19 protein-coding genes are annotated in these 17,522 nt (G+C 63.8%); 7 read left to right on the top strand and 12 right to left on the bottom strand.

Annotated features, from left to right (window positions below):
* Positions 1-7 precede the first annotated feature (7 nt).
* Entirely contained in the window at positions 8-766 is a 759-nt protein-coding gene (locus ACSSVQ_RS12190; RefSeq protein ID WP_454183401.1) for a class I SAM-dependent methyltransferase, read from the top strand.
* Positions 767-772: 6 nt separating this feature from the next.
* Here ACSSVQ_RS12190 and metW read toward each other — a convergent pair whose 3' ends face one another.
* Positions 773-1,417, bottom strand: a complete 645-nt coding sequence (metW, locus tag ACSSVQ_RS12195; RefSeq protein ID WP_454183403.1) for a methionine biosynthesis protein MetW — start codon at positions 1,415-1,417, stop codon at positions 773-775.
* Positions 1,414-2,601 (bottom strand): homoserine O-acetyltransferase MetX, encoded by a 1,188-nt coding sequence (gene metX / locus ACSSVQ_RS12200; RefSeq protein WP_454183405.1) that lies wholly within the window; start codon positions 2,599-2,601, stop codon positions 1,414-1,416. The genes metW and metX overlap by 4 nt, the downstream gene beginning before the upstream one ends.
* A gap of 225 nt (positions 2,602-2,826) precedes the next feature.
* On the opposite strand from metX, the gene ACSSVQ_RS12205 reads away from it, so the two are divergent.
* From ACSSVQ_RS12205 to ACSSVQ_RS12215, 3 genes are read left to right on the top strand one after another with little or no spacing between them, the layout of a single operon-like run.
* A complete protein-coding gene (locus ACSSVQ_RS12205) occupies positions 2,827-3,753 on the top strand; it encodes a chorismate mutase (protein ID WP_454183407.1) in 927 nt (308 codons plus the stop codon).
* Between the two features lie 4 nt (positions 3,754-3,757).
* Positions 3,758-4,858 carry a histidinol-phosphate transaminase gene (hisC, locus tag ACSSVQ_RS12210; RefSeq protein ID WP_454183409.1) on the top strand — a complete coding sequence of 367 codons (1,101 nt, stop codon included), beginning with the start codon at positions 3,758-3,760 and terminating at the stop codon, positions 4,856-4,858.
* On the top strand, positions 4,855-5,790 hold the full coding sequence (locus ACSSVQ_RS12215; RefSeq protein ID WP_454183410.1) for a prephenate/arogenate dehydrogenase family protein: 936 nt from the start codon (positions 4,855-4,857) through the stop codon (positions 5,788-5,790). Before hisC ends, ACSSVQ_RS12215 begins: the two co-directional genes overlap by 4 nt.
* A 111-nt stretch (positions 5,791-5,901) precedes the next feature.
* On the opposite strand, the gene ACSSVQ_RS12220 is transcribed toward ACSSVQ_RS12215, so the two are convergent.
* Positions 5,902-7,020, bottom strand: a complete 1,119-nt coding sequence (locus ACSSVQ_RS12220) for a DUF2125 domain-containing protein (RefSeq protein ID WP_454183412.1) — start codon at positions 7,018-7,020, stop codon at positions 5,902-5,904.
* A 38-nt stretch (positions 7,021-7,058) separates the two neighbouring features.
* On the opposite strand from ACSSVQ_RS12220, the gene ACSSVQ_RS12225 reads away from it, so the two are divergent.
* On the top strand, positions 7,059-7,598 hold the full coding sequence (locus ACSSVQ_RS12225; RefSeq protein WP_454183414.1) for a gamma-glutamylcyclotransferase: 540 nt from the start codon (positions 7,059-7,061) through the stop codon (positions 7,596-7,598).
* Here the strand turns inward: ACSSVQ_RS12225 and ACSSVQ_RS12230 are convergent.
* The 9 genes from ACSSVQ_RS12230 to ftsE all read right to left on the bottom strand — a co-directional run bounded on the left by ACSSVQ_RS12230 (position 7,549) and on the right by ftsE (position 15,860).
* Positions 7,549-8,748 (bottom strand): winged helix-turn-helix domain-containing protein, encoded by a 1,200-nt coding sequence (locus ACSSVQ_RS12230; protein ID WP_454183416.1) that lies wholly within the window; start codon positions 8,746-8,748, stop codon positions 7,549-7,551. The genes ACSSVQ_RS12225 and ACSSVQ_RS12230 overlap by 50 nt on opposite strands.
* 3 nt (positions 8,749-8,751) lie before the next feature.
* Positions 8,752-9,165, bottom strand: a complete 414-nt coding sequence (locus ACSSVQ_RS12235; protein WP_454183418.1) for a VOC family protein — start codon at positions 9,163-9,165, stop codon at positions 8,752-8,754.
* A gap of 3 nt (positions 9,166-9,168) precedes the next feature.
* Positions 9,169-9,708 (bottom strand): hypothetical protein, encoded by a 540-nt coding sequence (locus tag ACSSVQ_RS12240; protein ID WP_454183420.1) that lies wholly within the window; start codon positions 9,706-9,708, stop codon positions 9,169-9,171.
* Between the two features lie 26 nt (positions 9,709-9,734).
* Positions 9,735-12,011: an adenosylcobalamin-dependent ribonucleoside-diphosphate reductase gene (locus tag ACSSVQ_RS12245; RefSeq protein ID WP_454183422.1), complete on the bottom strand. Its 2,277-nt coding sequence runs from the start codon at positions 12,009-12,011 to the stop codon at positions 9,735-9,737.
* A 315-nt stretch (positions 12,012-12,326) separates the two neighbouring features.
* A complete protein-coding gene (locus tag ACSSVQ_RS12250) occupies positions 12,327-12,467 on the bottom strand; it encodes a hypothetical protein (protein WP_454183424.1) in 141 nt (46 codons plus the stop codon).
* Positions 12,468-12,682: 215 nt separating this feature from the next.
* The gene (locus ACSSVQ_RS12255; protein WP_454183426.1) at positions 12,683-13,420 is read right to left on the bottom strand and encodes a lysophospholipid acyltransferase family protein; all 738 of its coding nucleotides are present in this window, start codon (positions 13,418-13,420) and stop codon (positions 12,683-12,685) included.
* Between the two features lie 28 nt (positions 13,421-13,448).
* Positions 13,449-14,099 (bottom strand): YdcF family protein, encoded by a 651-nt coding sequence (locus tag ACSSVQ_RS12260; protein ID WP_454183428.1) that lies wholly within the window; start codon positions 14,097-14,099, stop codon positions 13,449-13,451.
* Positions 14,100-14,212: 113 nt separating this feature from the next.
* Positions 14,213-15,208 (bottom strand): cell division protein FtsX, encoded by a 996-nt coding sequence (locus ACSSVQ_RS12265; RefSeq protein WP_454183430.1) that lies wholly within the window; start codon positions 15,206-15,208, stop codon positions 14,213-14,215.
* The gene (ftsE, locus tag ACSSVQ_RS12270) at positions 15,201-15,860 is read right to left on the bottom strand and encodes a cell division ATP-binding protein FtsE (protein ID WP_293328390.1); all 660 of its coding nucleotides are present in this window, start codon (positions 15,858-15,860) and stop codon (positions 15,201-15,203) included. The genes ACSSVQ_RS12265 and ftsE overlap by 8 nt, the downstream gene beginning before the upstream one ends.
* Positions 15,861-16,068: 208 nt before the next feature.
* Between ftsE and ACSSVQ_RS12275 the strand changes: the two genes are divergently transcribed.
* The gene (locus ACSSVQ_RS12275) at positions 16,069-16,962 is read left to right on the top strand and encodes a zinc-ribbon domain-containing protein (protein WP_454183432.1); all 894 of its coding nucleotides are present in this window, start codon (positions 16,069-16,071) and stop codon (positions 16,960-16,962) included.
* A 10-nt stretch (positions 16,963-16,972) separates the two neighbouring features.
* On the top strand, positions 16,973-17,518 hold the full coding sequence (hpt, locus tag ACSSVQ_RS12280) for a hypoxanthine phosphoribosyltransferase (RefSeq protein WP_454183434.1): 546 nt from the start codon (positions 16,973-16,975) through the stop codon (positions 17,516-17,518).
* The last annotated feature ends 4 nt before the right edge of the window (positions 17,519-17,522 follow it).

Here is a 17,522-nt window from a genome sequence, read left to right on the forward strand (position 1 = left end):
TCGCCCCATGCATATGGATGTCATCGATCTTCGCGATTTCTACGGCCGCCCGCTGGGCCAGGTGGCGCGGACGCTGATTACGCGGCGCATCGGCGAGATCTGGCCGGATGTGCGCGGGCTCAACGTCGCCGGGCTCGGTTTCGCCACGCCCTATCTATCGCCCTTTCAGGGGCAGGCGCAGCGCGTCATCGGGCTGATGCCCGCCCAGCAGGGCGTGCTGGCATGGCCGGCCAATGGACGGCATCTCACCTGCCTGGTGGACGAGACCGAAATTCCGCTGCCCGACGAGAGCATGGACCGCGTCCTGCTGGTGCACGGGCTGGAGGGCAGCGAGGCGGTGCGTTCCATGATGCGCCAGATCTGGCGCGTGCTGGCGCCGGGCGGACGGCTTCTCATCGTGGCGCCCAACCGGCGGGGCTTGTGGTCGCGCCGCGAGGGCACGCCGTTCGGCATCGGCCAGCCCTTTTCGCGCTCCCAGCTGACCCAGCTCATGCGCGAGAACATGTTTTCGCCCACGCGCTGGGAGACGGCGCTTTACGTGCCGCCTATCCAGTGGCGTCCCTTCCTGCAATCGGCCGGTGTCTGGGAGCAGGTCGGCCATGCGCTCTGGACGCGCTTTTCCGGGGTGATCATGGTGGAGGCCGGTAAGCAGATCTATGCCGCGACGCCGCAGCCCAAACGCAGGCTTGCCCGGCGCATGCGCGCCTTGTCGCCCGCGCCCATCCCGCAGGGCATGCAGACGCAACATCGGCAGGATGAAAGCTGACGGGTCTCAGCTCGTTCGCGACATCATGAAGACGGCTTCGCTCGCCGTCAGATTGTCGAGCGGGCCGGGCTTGCCGATCCGCTTTGCCCGGGTGCCGTTCACGGCCAGCGCATCGTCGATATGAAGGCCCAGCGTGTCGCACAGCTCGGTGAAGTCGCGCAGCGTGCACAGATGGATGTTGGGCGTGTCGTACCACTGAAAGCCCAGCGAGGGCGTTTCCGGCATGCGGCCCTGCAGCAGGAGTTTCAGCCGGACGCGCCAATGGCCGAAATTGGGGAAGGACACGATGATGTGCTGCCCGATACGGGCCAGTTCCTGCAGCACGATGCTCGGATTATGCGTCGCCTGAATGGTCTGGCTCAGGATCACATAATCGAATGCATCCTTCGGATAGTCGCGCAAATCGGTATCGGCGTCGCCCTGAATGACCGAGAGCCCGCGCGTCACGCTTGCGTTCACGCCTTCCTGGCTCAGTTCCATGCCGCGCCCGTCCACGCCGCGCTCCTTGACCAGGCGCGCCAGCAGTTCGCCGTCGCCGCAGCCCACGTCGAGGACGCGGCTGCCGGGCGCGATTTTCTCGGCGATGAAGTCGAAGTCGGTACGCGGCGTATGCGGCAGGGGCCGCCCGCCCGTCAGGCTGTTGGGGCTCATGTCGTCAGGCCCCGCCTTTGCGCCGCCGATTCCAGGAAGCCCGACAGCGTGTCGAGCATTTCCGGCTCGTCCAGCAGGAAGGCGTCGTGCCCCTTGTCGGTGTCGATCTCGACGAAGCTCACATTGGCCGCCACCGCGTTCAGCGCATGCACCACCTGCTTGCTGTCGGAGGTGGGGAACAGCCAGTCGCTGGTGAAGCTCATGACGCAGAAGCGCGTAGTGGTGCCCCGGAAGGCATTGGCGAGGATGCCGCCATGGTCCTGGGCGAGGTCGAAATAATCCATCGCCCGGGTGATGTAGAGATAGGAATTGGCGTCGAAGCGGTCCACGAAGGTCGAGCCCTGATAGCGCAGATAGGATTCGATCTGGAAATCCGCGTCGAAGCCATAGGTGATTTCTTCGCGATCCTGCAGGTTGCGGCCGAATTTCCGGTGCAGCGCGGTTTCCGACAGATAGGTGATATGGGCGGCCATGCGCGCGACCGCGAGCCCCTTGGCGGGGTTCGTGCCATGCTCCAGATAGCTGCCCTGGCGCCATTCGGGATCGGCCATGATGGCCTGGCGGCCGACCTCGTGAAAGGCGATGTTCTGGGCGGAATGGCGCGCCGCGGTCGCAATCGGGATTGCGGAAAAGACGCGGTCAGGATAGGCGGCGCACCATTGCAGCACCTGCATGCCGCCCATCGAACCGCCGATGGCGCAGAACAGATCCTTGATGCCCAGCCGGTCGAGCAGCATGGCCTGGGCGCGCACCATGTCGGCGATGGTGACGCCGGGAAAGGTCAGCCCGTAGGGCTTGCCGGTTTCCTGGTTGATGTCGCGCGGCCCCGTGGTGCCCATGCAGCCGCCGATGACGTTGGGGCAGATCACGAAATAGCGGTCGGTGTCGATGGGGCGGCCCGGGCCGACCATATTGGACCACCAGCCGGGCTTGCCCGTGACCGGATGGGGGCTTGCGGCGAACTGGTCGCCGGTCAGCGCATGGCAGACCAGCACCACATTCGATTTGTCGGCATTGAGCCGGCCATAGGTCTGGAAGGAGATCGTGAAGGGCGACAGCTCGACCTCGCTGTCGAGCCTCAGGGGCTCGTCGGCGCCGAATGTTTCGGTGCAGCTTCGGGCGTTGACGCGCTCTCCCGCCTCGGCGGCGGCCGCCGCTATTTCCGGCTTTTCGGTGGTAATCATCGCGTGAGCGGCGGTCCTGCGGCGCTTTTTGAGGTCGTTTCGCGTTTTTTCCGGCCCGCGGACGGCCTCATATGTCGCCCCGGGCAGGCAGCATAGCTAGGGTGGGACCCCTTGAAATGTCAATGTTTTCTTTGATTTTGGGCATATCCGCCCTTATGAATACCGCTCCTGCGGCAGGGGCCGGGCAGCGGCTTTTCGCCCCTTTTTCCGTGCGTGAGACACAAGATGACGAGCGAGACACAGAGCCCCGTCAAACAGGCCGGGACAGGCGATGACAGCGCGCCCGCCCTGGCCGATGTGAGGCGTGAGATAGATGCGATCGACGATGCGATCCACGATCTGCTGATGAAGCGGACCGAGCTCGTCGTCGATGTCGCCAATGCCAAGGCGCGCGATGCCAGCGCGGCGGGGGAGGGGAGCTTCATTGCCTTCCGCCCGGGCCGCGAGGCGGAGGTGCTGCGCCGTCTCGCCGGCCGTCATGAAGGGCGGCTGCCGCTGCGCGTCGTCTTCCGGCTCTGGCGCGAGATCATTTCCGCCATGACCCGCATTCAGGGGCCCTTCCGGGTGGAGGTCTATGGCGGCGCGGATACCGATGCGCTCGCCTATTGGGATCTTGCCCGCAATTATTACGGCTCCATCACCGAGATGACGCTGCATGACAGCATGCGCGATCTCACCCGCCGCGTGTCGCAGGACCGCTCCGCCATCGGCATCCTGCCCCGGCCGGGCAATTATCCGGGCGGCGACTGGTGGACGGCGCTGGCCGGGCGCGGCGTGCCGCTTCGCGTGGTGACGCAGCTTCCCTTCGCCCATATCGACGGGCTGGAGGGCGAGGTCGGCGCGCTTGTGGTGGCGCAGGCCGAGTTCGAGCCCACCGGCGACGATACGAGCCTGATTGCCATTTCCGCGCGCGGCAGCGTCAGCGAGACGAAGCTCGCCCAGCTTCTGAACGCGGCCGGGATCGAGGCGGAACGGCTGAGTGTCGCCGTCACGCAGGACGGGGAGCCGCGTCATCTGAGCCTTTATGCCGTGCCGGGTTATCTGGAGGCCGGGGATGCGCGTCTTGCCGCCCTGATCGCGGAGCCGGTCGACGACGTATATGTGCTGGGCGGCTTTGCCAATCCCGTGCGCCGCGATGCCGATACGGACTGAGCATATGACGAAACCGACACCGCAATCCGGCATTGAAGAGATCGAAGCCTATGTGGGCGGCCGCGCCAAGGCAGACCCGGGCGTGCAGACTTACAAGCTGTCGGCGAACGAGACGCCGCTCGGGCCGAGCCCGAAGGCGCGCGAGGCCTATGTCGCCGCGGCGCAGAATCTCGAACATTATCCGGAAGGCTCCGCCGCGCCCTTGCGCGAGGCGATTGCGAAGCGCTTCGGCCTTGCCGCCGACCGCATTGTCTGCGGCGCGGGGTCGGACGAACTGCTGCATCTTCTCGCCCAGTGCTATGTGGGCGAGGGCGACGAAACGATCATGAGCGAGCACGGGTTTCTCGTTTATGAGATCATCACCAAGGCGGCGGGCGGCACCTGCATTCAGGTGCCGGAGAAGGATCTCAAAACCGATGTCGATGCAATCCTTGCCGCGGTGACGGAGAAGACGAAGATCGTCTTCATCGCCAACCCCAACAATCCCACCGGCACCTATCTGCCGTCGGACGAGATGAAGCGTCTGCAGGCGGGGCTTCGCCCCGACATTCTGCTCGTGGTCGACGCGGCATATGCCGAATATGTGAGCCGCAACGATTACGACGCGGGAATCGAGCTTGTCGCGACGAACGAGAATGTCGTGATGACGCGGACCTTTTCGAAGATCTATGGTCTGGCCGCCGCGCGTCTTGGCTGGCTCTACGGGCCTGCCCATGTCTGCGACACGCTCAACCGTGTGCGTGGTCCCTTCAACGTCTCGACGCCCGCCATGATGGCCGGTGTCGCGGCGATGGAAGATATCGCCCATGTAGAAAAGGCCCGCGCGCATAACGACGAATGGCTTCAGTGGCTCACGGAGCGGATTTCGGCGCTGGGCCTTGAGGTGACGCCGAGCGCGGCGAACTTCCTGCTCGTCCGCTTTCCGAATGAACCCGGCAGGACGGCGGCGGAGGCGGATGCCTTCCTGATGAAGCGCGGTCTCATCCTGCGCGCTGTGGCGGCATATGGCCTGCCGGATTGTCTGCGCCTGAGTGTCGGCACGGAAGAGGCGAACCGACTGGTGGTGGATGCGCTCGCCGACTTCGTGAAGGGCGGTGCGTTATGAGCGAACCGCTTTTCGAGCGCATCGCGCTTGTCGGTCTCGGCCTTATCGGCGGTTCCATCGGCCATGCGGTGAAGCGCGGCAATCTCGCAAAACACATTGCGGGTTATGCGCGCTCGGAAGAGACGCGCAAGCGCGCGCATGAAATCGGCTTCATCGACAGCGCGCATGAGACGGCGGCGGACGCGGCGAAGGATGCCGACCTCGTCATCCTCTGCGTGCCCGTCGGCGCGCTCGGGCCGGTGGCCGCGGAAATCGAAAAGGCGTTGAAGCCCGGTGCGATCCTCACCGATGTGGGCTCGGTGAAGATGGCCGTCATTCGCGATGTCGGCCCGCATGTGCCCGAAGGCGTGCATTTCATTCCCGGCCATCCCATCGCCGGTACGGAGCAGTCCGGCCCCGAAGCGGGCTTTGCGGAACTCTTCGACAATCGCTGGTGCATCCTCACGCCGGTGCCCGGGACGGACCGCGAGGCGACCGAGCAGCTCACCGCCTTCTGGCAGGGCTGCGGCTCGACCGTCGATGTGATGGAGCCGCGTCACCACGACATGGTGCTCGCCATCGTCAGCCATCTGCCGCATATCATCGCCTATAACATCGTCGGCACGGCGAACGATCTGGAAACGGTCACGGAATCGGAAGTCATCAAATATTCCGCCTCCGGTTTCCGCGACTTCACGCGTCTTGCCGCATCGGACCCGACCATGTGGCGCGATGTCTGCCTGAATAACCGCGAACCGATCCTCGAGATGCTGGCGCGGTTTTCGGAAGATTTGTCGGCGCTGCAGCGCGCGATCCGCTGGGGTGACGGCGACGCGCTTTTCAGCCTCTTCACGCGCACACGCGATATCCGCCGCTCGATCATCGAAGCCGGTCAGGAAACGCCCGCGCCCAATTTCGGCCGCACGCCGGACAAGACGGGCAAGAAGGACTGACGAGAGATTTTCTCTCTTGTCATCCCGGCCTTGTGCCGGGATCCAGGGGCAACAGGTGTCTTGTCCTTCGCTCTGGAGCCCGGGGTGACAGCCTGTTTTGAAGAAGCAGCTTCAATAAACCGGATCGAGCCGCGCCACGGGCACGGGGCCGAGATAGAGCTTGCCCTTGCTCATCACCACGGGCACGCGCACCCGGCCGGATTTGTTGCCCTGGAACTGCGAGATGAGGCCGAGGCCTGCCAGCGCCATCTTCTCGTTCTTCTGCGGAATGCGGCCTGCCTTCACCAGCGCGGAAACGAGCCCTTCATAATCGGCAATCTGCGCGTCGAGGCGTCCCGCCGGGCGGCCCTGTTCGTCCAGCGTCACTTCGCCCGAGGCGTCCATGTCGAGCGGGCCCCATTTCACTTTCAGATCGGAGACGGCCAGCGTGCCGCCCGCCGCCATCCAGTCGCGTGCGAACTCCACCGGGCTTGCGGCCCGGGTGGCGGGCACGTTGCGCAGGCGCGCCTGCAGGATGACGAGCTTTGCCGTGTTGCCGAGCGCAGGCGGTGTCAGGCGGGCGGGCAGCACCATATTGTCGCCCTGCAGTGCGAGGTCGATGGCGGTCGCAGGCTTCGGCGTGCCGGGCATGAGAGGGGCCGCGCCGCCTTCGATGGTCAGTGGGGCGGGGCGCGTGTGAAGCTGCAGCCGGTCCGCCGTCAGCGTGTCATCGCCGTTCTCGCGTTTCGCATCGAGTTTCTTCACATCGATGGCAAGTCGCCCGAAAGGGGTGCCCTTTTCGGCCACATAGCTCGACCAGGCAGCATCCGCTTTGATGCGCCAATCACGCCGCGGCGCGCTCTTTTGCGTCACGTCGCGAAAGCTCAGACGCTGTTCGCCTTCCACATCGAAGATCACATGGTTGAAATCGTAAGGCAGGAAGCTTGCCGAGAACTCGTCCGCCTGCCAGCGCCATTGTTCGGGTGTGCGGGGCGCGGCGACTTCGGGAGCGGTGAAGCTGGAGGTAAAGCGATAGGGGAAGCCATAGACGCCCAGCTCTTTCCATTTCGTCTCGATGCGCCCGTTGTCGAGCGCGGCGGTTTCGATACGGGTCTTGATTTCGCCGGCCACGGTCCACCAGTAGACGGCATAGACGGCGACCAGCACGCCCAGCACGATGGTGGGGGTCAGGACGCCCCAGCGGATGTTTTTCCGGCGCGGCTGGGCGGGTGCTTTTGCGTTCTCTGTCATGACGATATGGTGTGCGGCCTAAAGCAGGGCGGCAAGTAATGAATGATTTCTGGGTATTTGGCTATGGCTCGCTGATGTGGCGGCCGGGTTTTGCGTTCGAGCATCGCGAGCCCGCCCGTCTGCACGGCTATCATCGCGCTTTCTGCGTCTATAGTCACGTCCATCGCGGCACGCCGGAGCGGCCCGGCCTTGTTTTCGGCCTCGATGCGGGCGGTTCGTGCAAGGGCATGGCGTTCCGCGTCGCGCCGGACCGGGTGGATGAGGTGCGCGACTATCTGCGCGCGCGCGAGCAGGTGACCATGGTCTACCGCGAAGAGGTGAAGCGTGTGCGCCTGCTTCACGCCGGCGGCACGGTCGATGCGCTCTGCTATGTGGTGGACCGCACGCATGGACAATATGCGGGCGCACTTTCCTTCGAGGATCAGGTGCGCCTCATCGCCGAAGGAGAAGGCCAGTCGGGCCGCAATCCGGATTATCTCCACGGCATGGTGCAGCATCTCGACGAGATGGGCACGCATGACGAGGGGCTTACGAGGCTTTGGCGCGCCGTCCAGGAACGGCTCCCTCGATCCGGCTGACGCCTGTAAAGCGCGCAAGCTCCGCCAGCGCATCTTGCGTCGCGGCGATGCGCGCCTTCGTCATCTTCACGCCATCCTCCGGCCAGAAGCCTTTCACTTCCAGGCGGTCGTCGTCGCGATGGGTCTTCAGGTCGGCGCGTCCGATGAAGCGGTCGCCCTCCATCAGCGGCAGCACGTAATAGCCGTATTTGCGTTTCTTCTCCGGCACGAAAATCTCGATCGTATAGTCGAAGCCGAAAAGCTGCCGGGCGCGCTTGCGCTCGCGAATGGCCAGGTCGAAGGGAGAGAGAAAGCGCAGGCCCTCATGCGGGGAGGGGAGCTTTTCGATCTGTTCCTCGATATCGGCGGGGGCGAAGACATGGCGGTGGCTGCCATCTGCGCCGGTCACCGCGATCTCGACGATCTCCTTGCGCTTCGCCGCCCGTTTCGCCCAGTCTTTCGCTTCGGCGATCTCGATCAGGTCGAAATATTTCGCCAGCTCCGTCGGCGTCGCAAAGCCGAGGCGGGCAAGTGCCGTCTCGCAGGCCCAGTCCACGGTTTGCCGTCTTGTCGGGCGTGCCTTGCGGTATTCGTCCGGGATCACGCGCTCGGCGAGGTCATAGATCTTCTCGAAGCCGTCGCGCCGCGCAATGGCGAGTTCGCCCGTGCGCCAGAGAAATTCGAGCGCCGTCTTGGACGGGCCCCAGCCCCACCAGCCGCCTGCGCCCTTGTCGTCGAAATGGCGCGTGCCAACCTCGCCGTCCTTGCGGATGCGGGCGCGCACCTTGCGGATCGTTTTTTGCGGGTCCTCGCCGATGCGCTTTTGCCAGTTGGGATGTTTCAGCCGCTCCTTCGCCTTTTTGAAGCGATGGTGCCAGTGCGGATAGAACTCCATCGGCAGCAGCGAGGCGTCATGCGTCCAGTGCTCGAAGATGTCGCGGCCCTGCTGCAGCTCGTCGAGCCAGCCGCGTTGATGGGTCGGCGCGCGGGAGAACAGGATCATGTGATGCGCGCGTTCGACCGCGTTCACGCTGTCGAGCTGCACGAAGCCGATCCACCGAATGAGCGCGGACAGGTCGTCCGGCGATGTGCAGGTCGCGGGCGCGCTCAGCGCGTGGCGGTCGAGGAAGAGACGTCTTGCCGTCTCATTGTCGAGGGTGAGAACGGCCATGCGTCAGCGCGGCTCGAACACATATTCGAGTTTCAGCCCGTCGGGATCGGCGAAGAAGACCGCGTAATAGCCCGGCCCGTATTCGGGATAATCCGCCGGCGGATCGAGGATGTCGGCGCCGATTTCCAGCAGCAGGCCGTATAGCTTTTCCACGTCTTCGCGGCTTTCCGCGTTCCAGGCCATATGGTGCAGCCCCGGCGCATAGCGGTTGTGCTTATGCGCGCGGCCTTCCGCGCTCGCATTGAAGATGCCGATGGTGGGCAGCAAATCCGGCGTGCCCGCATGCTCCCAGTCGATCCCGTGCTCGTCTTCCTGCCAGCGGCGATAGCCCATGAAACTCAGCACCGCGTCATAAAAGGGCGCGGAGCGGGCAACATCCGTGACGGTGAGATCGATGTGATGAATGAGCCCGCGCATGGACTAGTTTCCGTTGTCGAGATTACGCACGCGGTCCCGGATTTCGAGGAAGCGTTGGCGGAATGTTACGATACCGTTGCTGCAAAGGAATATCAGGATACCGATCAGGAGCTGGGCGCTGTACTCAACTATTTTTTCGTAGTTGAAATCTGAGATTGCCCTCTGAGATTGCGTATCGGACAGAATTTGATGTGCTGATATTCCAATCAACATCTTCATACCGTTGATCGAAAGATAGAGACCCAAAAGAGCGATGCCGATCTGCTCGAGCCGGTGAAAATCAAGCCGGCCGTTTTGTGCACTGTCGCCAGTCAAGGAGACAACGCGGTTTGCAAGTCTGCGGTCACCCAAAAACAGGATCAGACCCACAATGATCGCGAGAATGGAAGGAATGACATAGCCGCCAAGCAATAGGGCCAACCCGTATTGCTGGTAAGAGAAAATGCTGTAGCCGACATTGAGGAAGGTCTGAGTGATTGACCACGCCAGAATGAACAACCCCATGATCTTGATCAGCAGGCGCGTCAGGTCATGGTAGTTCATTCGGCTCTCCCCCTTGAGGTGCTACCTCAACTGCACTTCGAATGCCCGCAGGAGGGACATGTCTCGCAGCCTTCCTGCTTGATCATGCCATAGGCGCCGCAGCGCGGGCAGGGTTTGCCTCGCGGGCGCTCGTCGGTTTCGCCGACGGCCTTCTGCATCGCCTCGGTGATCGGCTTGCCGTCCTTTGCCGCGATGAAGCCGGTGTCGATCATGTGCTGCTCGATGACGCCGCCGATGGCCGCCAGCAGGCTCGGCACATAGCGGCCGCCCATCCAGGCGCCGCCGCGCGGGTCGAACACGGCTTTCAGTTCCTCCACCACGAAGGTCACGTCGCCGCCGCGGCGGAAGACGGCGGAAATCATCCGCGTCAGCGCCACCGTCCAGGCGTAATGTTCCATGTTCTTGGAGTTGATGAAGATCTCGAAGGGCCGCCTGCGTCCGTCCTGCAGGATGTCGTTGATGGTGATGTAGATCGCATGGTCCGATTCCGGCCATTTGATCTTGTAGGTGAAGCCGGGAAGGATTTCGTCGCGCTGCAGCGGCTGCCACATGCGCACCACGCCGTCTTCGGTCACGGGGGCCGGTACCGGTTCGGGCTGCGCCGCCGGTTCCTCGTCCACGGAGAGGACGGAGCCGCGCACATCGCTCGGGCGGTAGGTGGTGCAGCCCTTGAGCCCCTTCTCATAGGCGTCGGTATAGACGCTCTTGAAGGCTTCGAAGGAGATGTCGGCGGGCACGTTGATCGTCTTGGAAATCGAGCTGTCGATATAGTCCTGCACCGCGGCCTGCACGGCGATGTGCTCGGCGGGCGAGAGTGTTTGCGCATTGACGAAATAATCCGGCAGCTCCGCCTTTTCGCCGAAGCGCGCGTGATACTGCTCCACGGCATAGTCCTTCACGCGCTCCTCGCGGCGCGTACCGTCCGGCAGCAGAACTTTCCGCGTATAGGCATAGGCGAAAACCGGCTCGATGCCCGACGACACATTGCCCGCGAAAAGCGAGATGGTGCCGGTCGGCGCGATGGAGGTGACGAGCGCGTTGCGGATGCCATGTTTGGCGATGGCTTCGCGCACATCCTCGTCCAGCGTGGCGATGGTCTCGCCCGCCAGATAGGCGTCCGCGTCGAACAGCGGGAAGGCGCCCTTTTCGGCGGCGAGATCGACCGAGGCGAGATAGGCCGCGCGCGAAAGCCTGTGCATCCATTTGCGGATGAGCGCCACGCTTTCGTCCGAGCCGTAGCGCGTCCGGCACATGATGAGCGCATCGGCAAGCCCCGTCACGCCGAGGCCGATGCGGCGCTTGGCCTTTGCCTCATGCTCCTGCTCGGGCAGGGGGAAGCGCGACACGTCCACCACATTGTCCATGGCGCGCACGGCGGTGCGCACCAGCGCGTCGAGTTCGTCCTCGTCGAGCGCGGCATCGTCGCCGAACGGGTCCTTCACCAGCGCGGCGAGGTTGATCGAGCCCAGCAGGCACGCCCCATAGGGCGGCAGGGGCTGCTCGCCGCAGGGGTTCGTCGCCTGGATCGTCTCGGCGTAATAGAGATTGTTCTTCTTGTTGATGCGGTCGATGAAGATCACGCCCGGTTCGGCATAGGCATAGGTCGCGGCGATGATCTTGTCCCAGAGCGCGCGCGCCTTCAGCGTGCGGAAGACCGTGCCGTTGAAGGTGAGGTCCCAATCGGCGTCCGCCTTCACCGCGTCCATGAAGGGGTCGGTTGCCAGCACCGACAGGTTGAACATGTTGAGGCGGCCCGGCTCGCGCTTGGCGTCGATGAAATCCTCGATGTCCGGGTGGTCGCAGCGCATGGTCGCCATCATCGCGCCCCGGCGCGAACCTGCCGACATGATGGTGCGGCACATCGCGTCCCATACATCCATGAAGGAAAGCGGGCCGGAGGCATCCGCTCCCACGCCGTGCACGGGCGCGCCCTTGGGGCGCAGCGTGGAGAAGTCGTAGCCGATGCCGCCGCCCTGCTGCATGGTCAGCGCGGCTTCCTTCAGATTGTCGAAGATGCCCGCCATGGTGTCGGGCACGGTGCCCATCACGAAGCAGTTGAAGAGCGTCACGTCGCGCGCGGTGCCCGCGCCGGCGAGAATGCGGCCGGCCGGCAGGAAGCGGAACCCTTCCATCGCCTCATGGAACTTTTCCGCCCACAGGCTGCGCTTTTCCGGCGCCTCGGCGGCCGCCAGCGCATTGGCGACGCGCTTCCATGTGTCCTCCACGGTGAGGTCCACGGGCGTGCCGTCTGCCGCATGCAGGCGGTATTTCATGTCCCAGATCTGTTCTGCGATGGGTTTCATATCTTGAGCCTAATTCCGATCCTGTGATCGGTCCATAAATGTTCTTGTATCGTTCTTGGATGTTGAAGAAGTTTGGACCGAAAAAATCAGGCAAAAACTTGGGAGAATTGAGCGCTGCCTGCAACGGCGTTTTCCAAAAATAGGAAATTTCCTATTTTTGGAGAGGAAATATCTGTACGAAATATCGTACGATGCAAAATGCATAACGTTTTTGAATGGTGATTGGGGGTTGCACGGTTCTACCTCTGAAAGCGCCTCAAAAATGAAGGGCGGGAGCTAAAGCCCCCGCCCAGAGAAGTTGAAGAAGACGAAGAATTAGCGCTTCTTCTTGCCGCCGCCGGAATTTTTAGGCGGTGTCTTGATGGTTTCCACTACCGTCGTGCTCGGCCTGCGCTTGGCCTCATCGACGGGAATGAACTGACCGTTGCGGGCGTCACGCCCAATTTTATGTGTCATCGTGTTTTCCTTTCATGATGACAATTGACGAAGCGGCTCGTGGGGTTCTTTGCAGGGACACACCCACGAGCCGTTTCACATTCTATATCTGACACAACCGGAACGCGAGTCCTTGTGGTCCCTTGACCGCAGGGGCTCAAGATATTGAAGTTGTTAGAGTTCTCGCCTGCCGTGGCGGGACGGACCGCAGCTGCATGAGACGTGTCGGCGCAAGTCTAGTCCGCCGCCTCTAGCAGGGCCGTTTCGCCCCGCGCCTCGGCCACCAGTTTCGCGGTGGCCGGTTCGATGCGTTTTTCCAGTTCCGCCATGAAGCTCTTGCGGTCGAGGCCGGGCGGAATGGGGTCGAGGAATTCGATGACGATTGTGCCGGGGCGTTTGGCGAAGCCGCGCCGTGCCCAGTACATACCCGAATTCACCGCCACCGGCACGCAAGCGACGTCGAGCTGGCGGTAAAGCGCGGCCACCCCCGGCTTGTAGTCCGGCGCGGCGTCGGGCGCCATGCGCGTGCCTTCGGGAAAGATCAGGACGGGCCGTCCCAGCCCCAGCGCGGCCTTTGCCTGCGCGATGAGCTTGCGGATGGCGGCCGAGCCCGAGCCCCGGTCGATGGCGATCATGCGCGTCTTCAGCGAGTACCAGCCGTAATAGGGGACCATCAGAAGTTCTTTTTTCATCACGATGGCCGGATCGCGCAGCAGGGCGGTGGCGATGATCGTGTCCCACATGGACTGGTGCTTGGCGGCGATCAGCACCGCGCCCTCCGGTATGCGCCCGCGCACCTCGTAACGGGTCCCTGCGCAGACCCGGAGCAGGAACATGGTGAGGCGGGACCACAGGTTCATGGCCCGGACCGTCCAGCCGCGCGGCATCAGAAAGAGCGGCGTGGCGGCGATGCACATGATGATGGACATCAGCCAGAAGGACAGGTTGAAAAAGGTCGAGCGAAGCCAGAGCAAGGAAGTACGCCCCTTCGTTTTCCTCCCGCTAGCGCGCGCGCAGATGCGTCAGCGTCAGCAGATATTTGGTGTATTCCGATACGAGCAGCCGCGTGGTGCCGGGATAGTTCCACCAGCCGTCGAGATGCAGCTTATCCTGAAATACCGGATGGGACATGATTTCGACACCCGGCATGGCGCGCCTGAGTTCCAGCCGGGCGCGCGGCAGGTGATAGGTGCTCGTCACCAGAATGATCGAGCGGTAGCCTCGTTTATGCACCCAGTTGGCGGTCTCCGCGGCATTGCCGATCGTGTCGATGGCCTGCCAGCCGATATCGATGCAGCAATCGAATTTTCCCCGGTCGTCGCCGACCAGCGCGGCAAGGTCCTTTGCCTTCACTTCCGGGTTCACGCCGCTGATGAGCATGCGTTTCGCACGGCCTTCGACGAGCAGCCGATAGCCTTCCGCGATGCGTTCCGGCCCGCCCGTCAGCACCACGATGCCGTCGGCCTTGCCGTTATTTGCCGCCGGGGTCCGGTCGATCAGCGCGGTGAAGACGAAAAAGCCGCCTGCATAAAGCGCGAGCGCCAGCGCCGCCAGCCCGATCACAAGGCGCAGAACGGGGCGGCGAGGCCCGTCCGATCCGGGCGGCGTCTGCGGTTTCTCGCCTGTTTTCCCTGTGGCGCTGGTCCGGGCCAATGATGACAAGTCCTTGTCAGCTCTGAGAGAATTCTAACGTCGCAGATATTAACATGGAATGCGCGGCCCGCAGGATAGGCGCAAAAAAGCGTAATGCCGCATGGATTTCGGCCTCAGAGCATATGTTCCAGCTCGCGCATCACGGTGATCCGGGCGGTCAGCACCGCGACCAGCGCGGAGGCAATCGGTACGGCCAGCAGGATCGGGTAATGGTTGAGCTGCAATCCCGTCACCGGCATCAGGAAGAGCGCGCCATTGTCGCCGGCGAATGACAGGACGACGAAGGTCAGCACCGACAGGGCGAGCCCCGCAATGCCGCCCCTGAGCCCCAGATGCAGGAAATGGTGCTGCACCTCGCGGGCGATGAAGCGGTCGCGCGCGCCGATCAGGTGGAGGACTTCCACCACTTCCCGGTTGGCGGAAAGGCCCGCCCGCGTCGCAAAGACGACGATGGCGGTGGTGGTCGCGGCCACCAGCCCCAGCACCGCATAGGCCAGCCACAGCACGGCATGGGCGGCGCTGATGATTTCGGCCTGCCATTGCCGGTGCGTGTCGAGCAGCGCGCCGGGCGCCACCGCCGCGACATTGATCGCCAGCGCGGCGAGGTCGGGCGGCGAGGCGGGGTCGATCGTCACATCCACAAGCTGCGGGATGGGCAGGTCGTCGGTCACATTGCCTTTGCCGAGCCAGGGTTCCAGCAGCTTCGCCGTCTCGCCGCGGGTCACGGGGCGGGCGCTCACGATACCGCTCGTCTGGCCCAGAAGGCCCATCACTTCGGAAAGCTGCTTTTTCGGCTTCATCTCGGGTGAGGGTTTGATTTCCACGGTGAGGGCGCCGGACAGCTGCCCCGTCCATTCCGACGCCGCATGGCCGACCGACAGCGCTGCGCCCAGCGTCAGGCTTGCCAGAAAGCACATGGCCGCGATGGCGAGGATGAGGGGCAGGCCGGTTGCGCCGCCCGAGGGCATGATGGAGCGCGTTTCGACAAGCAGCGAGACGAGCCGGCTGCGGCCCGCCTTTTCCTCGTCATGGAAGGTGGGGGCGGGGTCGCGGCCCGGACGACTGCCGGGGCGATCCGGGCGGGTGTGACGCGAAGGGGTATCAGCCACGGATGCTCAGGCCTCCCTCTTTCAGCACAAGCTCCGGAGAGCCCGCCGCTTCCACGAGGCTGCGGTCATGGGTGGCCAGCAGCACGGAGGTGCCCAGCCGGTTCAGTTCCACGAACAGGCGGAGCAGGCGCTGGCCCATTTCCGGGTCCACATTGCCGGTCGGTTCGTCGGCCAGCAGCACGTCGGGCTGGCCCACCACGGCGCGGGCGATGGCGGCGCGCTGCTTTTCGCCGCCCGACAGCGTCGGCGGCTTGGCCTGGATGCGGTCGCCGAGACCGACCCAGTTCAGCAGTTCCATCACATCGGCGCGCCAGGCGCTTTCCGGCTGGCCCTGAATGCGCAGGGGCAGCGCCACATTCTCATAGGTGGTGAGATGGTCGAGCAGCCGGAATTCCTGAAACACCACGCCGATGCGCCGCCGCAGCGCGGGCATCTCCTTGCGGGGCAGGGTGGCGATATCCTGACCGAACATGGTGATGAGCCCGCGCGAGGGGCGGACGGCCAGAAACATGAGCTTGAGGAGCGAGGTCTTGCCCGCGCCGGAGGGGCCGGTGAGGAAATGGAAAGAGCCGGGCGCGAGCTCGAAGCTGACATCCCGGAGCACTTCCGGCCCCATGCCGTATCTCATGCCGACATTTTCGAAGCGAATCATGCAGCAGACGGTATCACGGATCGACGGCGTGTCGGATGCGCGCAATGGAGGACAAACGGCGGTTTCCTTCGGGAAAACGATGATGATTTAACGCCGCTTTAACCATGGAGGGCCATTCAATAGGCTTAAGGCGAAAGGAGGCGTGGCGAGGGTGTTGCCGCGCTTCCGCGTTTCGCCCTTTGGGCAAATCCTTCACAGCAAGATCCGGATGATTATCACCTGTCCGCATTGTTCGACGCGCTACCCCGTCAAGCCCGGCGCTTTCGCCTCGGGCCCGCGCAAGGTGCGGTGCGCCAAATGCGGCCATAGCTGGGATCAGCAGCCGCTGGAAGAGGGCGGGGATGCCGAAGCGCCGTCCGCCACTCCGTCCGCGCCTGCCGATGCTGCGCCGGTCGTCGGGCCGGCCAGGCCCGTTTTCAAGCGGGAACCTGAAAAGGACAAATCCGCCGGGCGAACCCCGCGCCAGATCAATACGACGGTTGCCGGGGCGGGACCCGACAACGCCACGGGCGGGCGCCTGCGCAGTTTCGTCCATGGCGCGGCGGCCATGCGGCGGGTTCGTTTCCTCACCATTCTCGGCTGGATCACGCTTCTCATCTTTCTTGGCGGCACGCTCGGCGCGGGCTGGGTCTTCCGAAACGAGATCGCCTCGCTCTGGCCCGCCACGGCGGATGTCTATGAGCTGGCAGGCGACAAGATCAATCTGCGCGGGGTGGAGTTCCACAAGGTCCGCTACGAAAAGCAGGAGGTGAACGGCCTGCCTGTGCTCGCCATCATGGGCGAGGTGTCGAATGTCAGCGACGAGCCGCGTGCCTTGCCACGGCTTCGGATCGGCCTGCGCGACGAAAAGCAGAAAGAGATCTACCACTGGACCTTTGCCCTGCCGGAGCGGCGGCTGATGCCCGATCAATCGGTTCCTTTCGTGACGCGGCTTTCAAGCCCGCCCCCGGCCACGCGCGACGTGGAGATCCGTTTCGATAACGGCTCGGACCTTTCGCCGGGCGGCAAGGCAGCGGCCGTGAAGGAAGCGCCTGCCGAGGCACAGGATATGAAGGCCGAACCGGATGCCGCGTCTTCCGGCTCCGGACCCGATAGCGAATAGGACCGGCCGGATGAGCGAGCCCCGCGATCTTTCCGCCCGGATCACCGTTCTCATCACGGCAGAGGAGATCGCCGCGCGCAATCATGCGCTGGCGGGCGAGATCGTCGCCGCGCTGGGCCGCACGCCTCTCATCGTTCCCGTGCTCAAGGGCAGTTTCATCTTCGCCGCCGATCTGCTGCGCGCCCTGCATGACGCGGGCGCGGCGCCCGATATGGATTTCATCACCCTGTCGAGCTATGGCGCGGAGACGACCTCGCGCGGCGAGGTGACCATCGTCCGCGACACCGAAGTGCCGGTGGCGGGACGCGACGTTCTGCTGGTGGACGATATTCTCGAAAGCGGCCGAACTCTCGCTTTCGCCAAGGATCTGATGACCGCGCGCGGCGCAAAAAGCGTGGCGGCCTGCGTCCTTCTCCACAAGAGGGGCAAGCAGGTGGTGGACATCGCGCCGGACTTTAAAGGGTTCGACTGTCCCGACCGCTTCGTTATCGGCTATGGTATGGATGTCGGCCATGCCTACAGGCAATTGCCTTTCGTGGGCTATATCGAGGAATAGGGAT

It is taken from the genome of Parvibaculum sp. MBR-TMA-1.3b-4.2 (genome assembly GCF_053628815.1).

Bases quoted from the DNA above. Each gene is read 5' to 3' on its own strand.
- ACSSVQ_RS12190 (WP_454183401.1), top strand. From the start codon at position 8: ATGCATATGGATGTCATCGATCTTCGCGATTTCTACGGCCGCCCGCTG.
- metW (WP_454183403.1), bottom strand. From the start codon at position 1,417: ATGAGCCCCAACAGCCTGACGGGCGGGCGGCCCCTGCCGCATACGCCG.
- metX (WP_454183405.1), bottom strand. From the start codon at position 2,601: ATGATTACCACCGAAAAGCCGGAAATAGCGGCGGCCGCCGCCGAGGCG.
- ACSSVQ_RS12205 (WP_454183407.1), top strand. From the start codon at position 2,827: ATGACGAGCGAGACACAGAGCCCCGTCAAACAGGCCGGGACAGGCGAT.
- hisC (WP_454183409.1), top strand. From the start codon at position 3,758: ATGACGAAACCGACACCGCAATCCGGCATTGAAGAGATCGAAGCCTAT.
- ACSSVQ_RS12215 (WP_454183410.1), top strand. From the start codon at position 4,855: ATGAGCGAACCGCTTTTCGAGCGCATCGCGCTTGTCGGTCTCGGCCTT.
- ACSSVQ_RS12220 (WP_454183412.1), bottom strand. From the start codon at position 7,020: ATGACAGAGAACGCAAAAGCACCCGCCCAGCCGCGCCGGAAAAACATC.
- ACSSVQ_RS12225 (WP_454183414.1), top strand. From the start codon at position 7,059: ATGAATGATTTCTGGGTATTTGGCTATGGCTCGCTGATGTGGCGGCCG.
- ACSSVQ_RS12230 (WP_454183416.1), bottom strand. From the start codon at position 8,748: ATGGCCGTTCTCACCCTCGACAATGAGACGGCAAGACGTCTCTTCCTC.
- ACSSVQ_RS12235 (WP_454183418.1), bottom strand. From the start codon at position 9,165: ATGCGCGGGCTCATTCATCACATCGATCTCACCGTCACGGATGTTGCC.
- ACSSVQ_RS12240 (WP_454183420.1), bottom strand. From the start codon at position 9,708: ATGAACTACCATGACCTGACGCGCCTGCTGATCAAGATCATGGGGTTG.
- ACSSVQ_RS12245 (WP_454183422.1), bottom strand. From the start codon at position 12,011: ATGAAACCCATCGCAGAACAGATCTGGGACATGAAATACCGCCTGCAT.
- ACSSVQ_RS12250 (WP_454183424.1), bottom strand. From the start codon at position 12,467: ATGACACATAAAATTGGGCGTGACGCCCGCAACGGTCAGTTCATTCCC.
- ftsE (WP_293328390.1), bottom strand. From the start codon at position 15,860: ATGATTCGCTTCGAAAATGTCGGCATGAGATACGGCATGGGGCCGGAA.
- ACSSVQ_RS12275 (WP_454183432.1), top strand. From the start codon at position 16,069: ATGATTATCACCTGTCCGCATTGTTCGACGCGCTACCCCGTCAAGCCC.
- hpt (WP_454183434.1), top strand. From the start codon at position 16,973: ATGAGCGAGCCCCGCGATCTTTCCGCCCGGATCACCGTTCTCATCACG.